The sequence below is a fragment of the Deinococcus sp. YIM 77859 genome, assembly GCF_000745175.1.
Lineage (GTDB): Bacteria > Deinococcota > Deinococci > Deinococcales > Deinococcaceae > Deinococcus.
In genome coordinates, this window is the sequence record NZ_JQNI01000004.1 from 504,076 (window position 1) to 511,782 (window position 7,707).

4 protein-coding genes and 2 pseudogenes are annotated in these 7,707 nt (G+C 69.2%); 3 read left to right on the forward strand and 3 right to left on the reverse strand.

Annotation, left to right across the window (positions count from 1 at the left end):
• The first annotated feature begins 20 nt into the window (after positions 1-20).
• The 3 genes from lpdA to lnt are packed head-to-tail and all read left to right on the forward strand — an operon-like array spanning position 21 to position 3,150.
• Positions 21-1,553, forward strand: a complete 1,533-nt coding sequence (lpdA, locus tag EI73_RS15440) for a dihydrolipoyl dehydrogenase (protein WP_081909129.1) — start codon at positions 21-23, stop codon at positions 1,551-1,553.
• Complete coding sequence (locus tag EI73_RS16880; protein ID WP_255344515.1) at positions 1,550-1,678, forward strand: hypothetical protein; 129 nt, start codon at positions 1,550-1,552, stop codon at positions 1,676-1,678. Before lpdA ends, EI73_RS16880 begins: the two co-directional genes overlap by 4 nt.
• The gene (gene lnt, locus EI73_RS15445) at positions 1,675-3,150 is read left to right on the forward strand and encodes an apolipoprotein N-acyltransferase (RefSeq protein ID WP_051935698.1); all 1,476 of its coding nucleotides are present in this window, start codon (positions 1,675-1,677) and stop codon (positions 3,148-3,150) included. The genes EI73_RS16880 and lnt overlap by 4 nt, the downstream gene beginning before the upstream one ends.
• A gap of 128 nt (positions 3,151-3,278) precedes the next feature.
• Here the strand turns inward: lnt and EI73_RS15455 are convergent.
• The 3 genes and pseudogenes from EI73_RS15455 to EI73_RS16890 form a co-directional block, all read right to left on the reverse strand.
• Positions 3,279-5,426, reverse strand: a pseudogene (locus EI73_RS15455) (heavy metal translocating P-type ATPase).
• A gap of 101 nt (positions 5,427-5,527) precedes the next feature.
• Positions 5,528-6,826, reverse strand: coding sequence for an FGGY-family carbohydrate kinase (locus EI73_RS16885; protein ID WP_255344516.1), 1,299 nt, complete (start codon positions 6,824-6,826; stop codon positions 5,528-5,530).
• A 94-nt stretch (positions 6,827-6,920) separates the two neighbouring features.
• A pseudogene (locus EI73_RS16890) lies at positions 6,921-6,989 on the reverse strand (hypothetical protein); the annotation flags it as partial.
• Positions 6,990-7,707: the final 718 nt, after the last annotated feature.

The following is a 7,707-nucleotide window of genomic DNA, read 5'->3' on the forward strand; positions in this document are numbered from 1 at the left end:
TTCACGCCCAGGAGGCCAGCATGACCGAGCAGACGAATGACCGCACTCAGCCTGACGTAAGCAAAGTCGAGGACACCCGCGACCAGGCCACGTCCGACGCAATGGCCCGTCCAGGTGATCCCAGTGGCACGCTGGCTCCACAAGCGCAGCACAGCGAGGCTGCAGCGACCGGCACCCATTACGACGTGATCGTGCTGGGGGGCGGGATGGCCGGTGTGCCGCTCGCGCACCGCCTGGCCTACAAGGGCCTCAAGACCGCCCTGATCGAACGTGCCGAACTGGGCGGCACCTGCCTCAACCGTGGCTGCATCCCCACCAAGACGATGATTGCCAGCGCCCGCGTGGCGCACCTGGCGTACCTGAGCGAGCAGTGGGGCGTGGAGACGTCAGGTGTCCGCGTGAACCTCAGCCGTGTGGTCGACCGCAAGGATGAGCTGGTGCGCAGCATCCGTAGCGGCTCGGAGCGGAACGTCGAACAGAACAGGAACCTCACCCTGATCCGCGGCAATGCGCGGTTCATCGGAGAGCGCCGAGTGCTCGTGGACGGCGAGGAGATCAGGGCCGACAGGATCTTCATTGCGGTGGGAACACGCAACAGCGTCCCACCCATCGAAGGGCTGGCGACGGTTCCCTTCCTGGATTCCACCAGCGCTATGGAACTCCGCGAGGTGCCCCCGCACCTGGTGATCGTCGGTGGCGGGTATATCGGGGTGGAATTCGCGCAGATGTACCGGCGCTTTGGCAGTCAGGTCACCCTGCTGCAAGGCGGCCCGCACCTTTTGGCTAGCGAGGACGAGGACATCACCACGGTCCTGAGGGAAGCGCTGGAAGCCGAAGGAATCAACGTGATCGTGAATGCCCGCGTGAAGCGCGCCGAGGGCGGCGAAGGAGACGTGCGGGTCACGGCCGCGGTGGGTGGCGAGGACCGCACCTTCTCCGGAACCCACCTGATGATCGCGGCGGGGCGCGTGCCGAATACCGACGGGCTCGGTCTGGAGCACACGGGCGTGGAGCTGGACGGGCGCGGCTTCATCCGGATCAACGACCGGCTGGAGACCAGTGCGCCGGGCATCTGGGCGCTGGGGGACGTGCGGGGTGGACCGATGTTCACACACACCGCGCGAGACGACGCGCGCGTCATCTACCAGAACGTCATCAAGCAGGCGCATCTCAGCATCAAGGACCGGGTGGTGCCCTGGGGTGTCTTCACTGACCCGCAGCTCGGCCGGGTCGGGCTGTCCGAACGAGAAGCGCGTCAGGCGGGCTACAAACTCAAGATCGGGAAGTACGAGGCGCGCAAAGTCGCCAAGGCCCGCGCGATCGGGGAGACGCGTGGCCTGATCAAAGTCATCGCGGATGCTGAAACCGACCGGATCCTGGGCGCCTCGGTCCTGCTGGCGGACGGCGCGGAACTCGTGCATGAGTTCGTCACGGCGATGCAACTCGGCGCACGGTACACCGATCTTCAGAACATGATCCACATCCACCCGACGCTCGCGGAAGGGCTGAACAACGCCCTGGGGGGCGTGCACTATGAAGAAGGCCTGGAATGATCGGGGAAGAGGGTCTGAACAAGCAGCTCCTGACGCTGGTCTGCGCGGTGTGCTGTCTGGGCGTCTGCCTGATTCCCCTGGGTCGGCGAGCCAGGCGAGCCCAGCAGGACCCGCAGGGTGGGTGAACTCGGTCCTCCGGTCAGGCGCCGCCGGGCTCGCGCTCGCCTTCACCAGTGTGCCGTTCGCGTGGTCCTGGCTGGCCCCCCTTCCACTCGCGGTGCTGTTCTTTGAACTCAGCCGGGCCCGTTCCCGGCGGGCGGCGTTCCGGCTGGCCTTCGTGGCCGGAACCGCGTTTTTCGGCGTGCACCTCGCCTGGCTCTTCACGTCCTTCACCCGCCTGTTCGGCCCGCTGGGCGGCGTGCTCACGCTGCTGGTCGTGCCGCTGCTCGCGCTGACCTGGGCCTTGGTCGCCGCCCTCGCCCGCACCCCCTGGCCTTTAAGGACGCTCACGGTTCTGCCGTTCGCGTGGGTGCTCGGCGAGTACGCGCGGACCCTGGGGCCTCTCGCGTTCCCCTGGGGAGCGCTGGGCTACGCCTGGCTGCCCACCCCGGTCGTGCAGGTCGCGGACCTGGGCGGCGTGAGCCTCCTCAGCCTGCTGGTCACCGGGACAGCCGCGGCGCTGGCCGCGCTCACAGCGGCGCGGCGCCTTCCGCTGGTGGGGATGCTCGGCCTGCTGGTCCTCGCCACGGTCTACGGCACTACACGGGCAGAACCTCCTCGCCCGAACCGTACGGCCTTGATTGTGCAGGGCGCCATGCCCCCCCTGGACAAGGCGGTGAGCCGTCAAGGCACGGAGCTGGACGTGTACCTGACCCTCACCCGGCGTGCCTTGCCGGACGGCGCGGTGGACCTGATCGTGTGGCCCGAGAGCGCCTCCCCGCGCCCACCCTCGGACCCCAGTACACGCGCGGCCCTGACGGATCTGCTCGCACCGCTGGTGACCGGCGCCCCCACCTGGGGACAGGGCGCGTACTGGAACAGCGCCTACGCAGTGGATGGGGGAGTCACCGGCCGCTACGACAAGGTGCACCCGGTGCCCTTCGGGGAGTTCTTTCCGTGGCGGCAGGCACTCGCATTCGCGTACACGCCGGTCCTCGGCGCGCTCGGCCTGCCGGACCTGTGGGGTGTCACGCCCGGCACCTCCTACTGGCCCCTGACCCTCCAGCACCTGCGCGTGGGCGCGTACATCTCCTACGAGTCCGTGTTCGGGCAGGCGGCCCGGACACTGACGGCGAACGGTGCTCATGTGCTCGCCCACCTCTCCAACGACGCGTGGTTCGACAGAACGAACGGCAAGGAGCAGCACTTCCAGATGGGGCGCCTGCGTGCCATCGAAACGCGCCGGTACGTGCTGCGCGCGAGCAACGACGGCATCAGCGGTGTGGTTGACCCGCTCGGCCGAGTGACGGCGCGCTTCCCGGAAGGCCAGCGGGGCACGTACCGCGCTCCTTTCGACGAGCGGACGGACCGGACGCCGTTCGTGCGCTGGGGGGACTGGCCGGTGGGGGCCGCCGCACTGGCGTGGGCGATCTCGCTGTTCTCCCGCCGCCTGAACACAGGAGGCGGAGATGCAGAACGGGAAACGGAGCCCACGTGAAGTGTTTGAGGATCACCTGCACCTGGCCAACAAGGGGAACTTCGAGGAGGACCTGAGGCGCAACTACGCGGCGGACGTGGTGGTGCTCACGGGATTCGGCCACTCACGCGCTGACCGGGTCGCGCCGTTCACGGAGTCCCCGCCTCTCCCCGCCAGCGCAGCAGCCGGAGCGCGTTGGCGGTGACGAGGGCGGTCGCGCCCGTGTCGGCCAGAATGGCCATCCACAGGTTGGTGTACCCCAGCAGCGTGGTGAGCAGGAAGACAGCCTTGAGACCCAAGGCGAGAGCCACATTTTGCCGAATATTCCCCAGGGCTGCCCGCGAGAGGCCAATCAGGTCCGCAACGCCCGTGACGCGCCCGTGCAGCAGGGCCGCGTCTGCCGTCTCCAGGGCCACGTCCGTGCCGCCGCCCATGGCGATCCCTACGTCTGCCTGTGCCAAAGCGGGCGCGTCATTGATGCCGTCTCCCACCATGGCCACCCCTCCCTGCGCCTGCAAGGCGCGCACAACCTGGAGCTTGTCTTCCGGCCGCAGCCCCGCCTGAACGCCCAGTTTGAGCGGGGCGGCGATCGCCTCCGCCGTGCGCGCGTTGTCCCCGGTCAGCAGGACGGGCCGCACACCCAGCGCCCGCAAGCGCTCAAGAGCCTGGCGCGCGTCCGGCCGCGCCTCATCCCGCAGCGCGAGCAGGCCCAGTCCCCGCTCTGCGTCCGCCAGCAGGACCGTTGTCTTGCCCTCGCCCTCCAGCTGGCTCACCTGCGCGCGGGCCTCTGCCGAAAGCCAGCCCTGTTCCTCCGCGTGGGTGGGGGAGACGACGTACAGTGCGCGCCCATCCACTCGGGCCCAGACTCCCCGGCCCGCGAGCGCCTGCCCGTCCTGCGCCGCTGGAAGATCGAGCCCCCACTGCTCCGCACGTTCCACGATCGCCTGCGCGAGGGGATGGTCACTACTTCCCTCCACGGCCGCTGCCAGGCGCAGAATGTCCCGTTCGTCGAGGGTCGTCAGTGGCCGTATGTCGGTCACCACCGGTCGTCCCGCGGTCAGCGTCCCCGTCTTGTCCAAGGCGACGGTTCGTACCCGCCCCAGCGTTTCCAGCGCCGCGCCGCCCTTGACGAGCAGGCCCTGGCGCGTGCCCGCCGCCACCGCGCTGGTGATCGCGGCGGGGACCGACAGCACGAGCGCGCATGGGCAGCCGATCAGGAGCAGGCTCAGGCCCCGGTACAGCCAGGTGTGCGCGTCTCCGCCTGCCAATAGGGGTGGCAGCGTGGCGACGGCCAGGCTCAGGGCCACCACCAGCGGTGTGTAGCTCCGGCTAAAGCGGTCGATTAAACGCGCCGTGGGCGCCTTGCTCTGTTCCGCCTCCTCGACGAGATGGAGGATGCGCGCGAGGGTGTTCTCGCTCGCCTCACGGTCTACCCGTACGGTGAGGGTGCCCCTTCCATTCACGCTGCCCGCGTAGACGTGCTCTCCTGCGCCCCGCTCCACCGGCACGCTTTCGCCCGTCACCGGGCTCTCGTCCAGCGCCGACTCTCCCGCCTCGATCACCCCATCGGCCGGTACGCGTGCCCCGGGCCGCACCTGCACCCGCTGCCCGGGCCGCAGGCTGGTCGCGGCGACCTCCTGCACCTTCCCGCCCACGAGCAGCAGGGCCGTGCGCGGTGTCAGCTCCATGAGCGCCCGCACGCCCGCCCGCGCCCGACCAGCCGCCACGCCCTCCAGCAGTTCCCCCACCGCAAAGAAGAACACGACCACCGCGCCTTCGGCGGCCTCCCCGATCAGGAGGGCGCCCAGCGCGGCCAACGTGACCAGCGTACTCATCGAAAAGGGTTCCCCCAGCCGCGCCGCCGCCATAGCCCGCCGCGCCAGCGGCCAGGTCCCCAGCAGAGTCGCCGCCACGTACCCCCACTGTCCTGCACCCGGCCACCTCAGCGAGAGCAGCCACGCGCCCAGCAGCAGTGCGCCGCTTGTCAGCACCAGACGCCCCTGCCTGCTCGTGGACTAGGACGGGACGGCAGGAGACGCGCCGGACGCCATCCTGGGCTCGGCCAGCGTGTGTGGCACGTACCCCAACGCCCGAAGCTGACCCTCGAGCACGGCGCGGGGTGTCTGGTGTTCATCCAGGCGCAGCCGCAGAACCTGCGTACTGAAGTTCGACTGCACGTCCTGTGCCCCCGGAAGCTGTGCCACCGCCCGCTCGACCTTCTGCACGCAGGACGCACAGTCCATGCCCTCCACGACGTACCTCAGTTCGGAGAGCACAGGAACAGGCTGGCTTGGCATGCCCCCATAATACCTGAGTCAATGCTCAGATATCACCGCCACCAGAGCCGGCGAATATATACAAAGGAGGCATTCCAAGGCAAGTCTGCTGACCCGCCCCCTCATCCCCCCACCGACCCCAGCGCATGCACCGTTGGCCGCGTCTGCACGTACAGATCGCGGTACAGGCCGTACAGCCGGTCGTAGGTTGCCTTGAGGTGGGGGTTGGGGTGAATGGTGTCAGCGAGGCGAACCCAGCGGTTCAGGTCCGCTCGGGTCAGGCGGCCCGCGGCCAGGCCTGCCAGAAAGGCGTCACCATAGCTCGCCCCGACCGTCACCTCGGGAAGTTCCTGGGTCTCGCCGGTGATGTCGCTGACGATCTGCAGCCAAGTTCGTCCCCGAACGCCGCCGCCGACCGCCACCAGACGCCGCACCTGCGCGCCCAGGTCGCGAAACGCCTCGATGTTGTGCCGAATGCCGTACCCCACGCCCTCGAGCACGGCGCGAAACAGGTGAGCGCGGGTGTGCGCGAGCGTCAAGCCCGCGAGCACGCCCCGGGCCCGAGGGTCATTGAGAGGGGTTCGCTCGCCGCTGAAGTACGGCAGCAGAAGCAGGCCCTCCGCGCCGGGGGAGAGCTGCGCGGCCTGGGCAAACAGCGTGTGGTAGGCCTCCTCGGTTGGGGCTTCGCGTGCCAACTCGTCCGCGAACCAGCGGGTCAGGCTTCCGGTGGTGCTCATGCCCGCGGCCAGGTTGTGCTGACCGGCAAAGGCGCCGCCCACCGTCCAGACCCGCGGGTCAGGCGTCGGAGCCTCCTGAACGAGCACGAAGAAGGTGGTGGATCCGTACATCACCATCAGGTCACCGGGATGAACCGCCCCCACGCTGATCGCCTCGCTCAGGGCGTCCACCGTCCCCACGGCCACCGGTGTTTCCGCACGCAGGCCCGTTTGGGCTGCGGCTTGGGGCGTGACATGCCCGGCAAGCTCGTCACTCCAGGCGAGGTCGGGCAGGAGCTCCAGCCCGCGTTCTCCCAGGACGAGCGGGGCAAAGGCGGCGGTCCAGGCACGGCGCCCCGGGTCGTACAGCGGCATGGCATGGGCGGCGGTGTGATGGTCCATCACGTGCCGTCCCGTGAGGCGGTAGGTCAGGTAGCTGCTCGCGGTGGTCAGGGTTTGGGTCTGTGCCCACACCTCCGGCTCGTGTTCGCGCAGCCAGCGGATCTTGGGACCGGTGGCCTGGCTGCTCAGCGCCATGCCGCTGTGAGCCAAGAGGCGCTCTGCCCCGATCTCGGCTTCCAGCGCCGCGATCTGTGCTCCCGCACGGGTGTCCACCCCGTACAGGATGCCGGGCCGCAGGGGCCGCCCCTCTCGGTCCAGCGGCAGCAGGGTCGGGCCGATGGCGCTCAGGGCCACTCCGGCCACATCTGCCCCCCGTACGGCGGGCGCAGCAGCTCACGCAGCAGCGTGACCGTGTCGGACACCACACCTCCTCCGCGTCCTGTTCCACATGGCCCGGTGCGGGGAGACGAATGCCGTGGGGCACCGTGTGCTGGCGCAGAATCTGGCCCTCCAGGGTCACGAGCACCCCCTTGCTGCTGTAGGTGCCGACATCGATGCCCAGGAGGATTCAGCCGACATCGATCATCACCTTCATGCTCGCGCGCTTTTCTCGGTCCGCAAAGGCAAAGGCCTGCGGCGTCTCTTGAAAGGGTAACGGTGGGTGACCAGCGCGTCGAGGTTCACCGCGCCGCTCTCCGCCAGCGCGATCGCCGCCGGAAAGCAGTTGGCATAGCGAAAGACCCCCCGGATGCTCACTTCCGACTCGCCGCCGAGACGAGGTCGAGACTCACCGCGGGGTCAGGCGGCAGGCCCACCAGGACCGCGGTGCCGCCGGGCCGGGGAGCCGCCAGACTCAGCTGGGTGGCACGCTCCCCGCCGTCTCAAAGGCCACATCCACCCCGGCGTGAGAGGCGGGCAGGTCACCTCGGGTGAGTTCGCGAAGACGGTGCAGGGGATCTTCGCGCCGCGCGTTGATGGTGTGCGTCGCGCCTACCTGCCGCGCAGATCGAGCCGAAAGTCTTCCAGATCGACGGCGATTCGCGTGGTGGCCCCGCCACCTTGGCCGCCTGAAGCGTCGTGCAGCCGATGGGGCCAGCACCGAAGACCGCCACGCTCTGCCCGGGCCTCACCCGCCCTTGTGCGCGGCCCAGAGGCCGACCGCAAGGGGCTCAAGCAGCGCGCCCGCGTCATCGCTCACCGCGTTCGGCAGGGGAAACGCGAAGTCCTCGGGCCAGAGGACGTAT

What these genes read in the sequence shown, in the direction of transcription:
- EI73_RS16880 (WP_255344515.1), top strand. Translation starts at nt 1,550, where the DNA reads ATGATCGGGGAAGAGGGTCTGAACAAGCAGCTCCTGACGCTGGTCTGC.
- lpdA (WP_081909129.1), top strand. Translation starts at nt 21, where the DNA reads ATGACCGAGCAGACGAATGACCGCACTCAGCCTGACGTAAGCAAAGTC.